Below are 1,021 nucleotides of genomic sequence, written 5' to 3' on the forward strand. Positions count from 1 at the left end.
CGAAGCCCGGGCCCCGGTCGAGAAGATCGACCGGGGCCCGGGCTTCGTCTGTGTGACGGGGGGTCAGCTCTTGATGTCAGTCCTTGATTTCGCAGATGACGGCGCCGGAGGTGATGGAGGCGCCGACCTCGGCTGCCAGGCCCTTGATGGTGCCGGCCCGGTGGGCGTTCAGCGGCTGTTCCATCTTCATCGCTTCCAGGACCACGACCAGATCGCCCTCGGCGACCTGGTCGCCCTCGGCCACGGCGACCTTGACGATGGTGCCCTGCATCGGCGAGGCCAGCGCGTCACCGGAGGCGGCCGATCCCGACTTCTTCACGGCCTTGCGCTTTGGCTTCTTCGACCCGGCCCCACCGCCCGCCGTGGCGGTGGCCACGCCGAGCGAGGCGGGGAGGGAGACCTCCAGCCGCTTGCCGCCGACCTCGACCACCACCGTCTCCCGGGCGCCGGGCTCGTCGGCTTCGTCGGTGCCGGTGGGGGTGTAGGGGGTGATGGTGTTGGTGAATTCGGTTTCGATCCAGCGGGTGTGGATGGTGAAGGGGTCGCTGGTGAAGGCGGGGTCGGTGACGACGGCGCGGTGGAAGGGGATGGCGGTGGCCATGCCCTCGACCTGGAACTCGGCCAGGGCCCGTGCGGCGCGTTGGAGGGCTTGGGTGCGGGTGGCGCCGGTGATGATGAGTTTGGCGAGCAGGGAGTCCCAGGCGGGGCCGATCACGCTGCCGGATTCCACGCCTGCGTCCAGGCGTACGCCGGGGCCGGTGGGGGGCTGGAAGGTGGTGACGGTGCCGGGGGCGGGGAGGAAGCCTCGGCCGGGGTCTTCGCCGTTGATGCGGAACTCGAAGGAGTGGCCGCGCAGGGGCGGGTCGTCGTAGCCGATCGGTTCGCCGTCGGCGATGCGGAACATCTCGCGGACCAGGTCGATGCCGGTGACTTCCTCGGTGACCGGGTGTTCGACCTGGAGGCGGGTGTTGACCTCGAGGAAGGAGATCGTGCCGTCCGTGCCCACCAGGAACTCCACGGT

The 1,021-nt window shown here is 70.0% G+C and carries 1 protein-coding gene; it reads right to left on the reverse strand.

Features of this window, described 5'->3' with window-relative positions; all coding sequences use genetic code 11:
- Positions 1-76 precede the first annotated feature (76 nt).
- Positions 77-1,021: biotin/lipoyl-containing protein (locus CCN51_RS51140; RefSeq protein ID WP_143676218.1), on the reverse strand; the 945-nt coding region annotated here is incomplete at its 5' end.

It is taken from the genome of Streptomyces milbemycinicus (genome assembly GCF_002154605.1).
GTDB lineage: Bacteria > Actinomycetota > Actinomycetes > Streptomycetales > Streptomycetaceae > Streptomyces > Streptomyces milbemycinicus.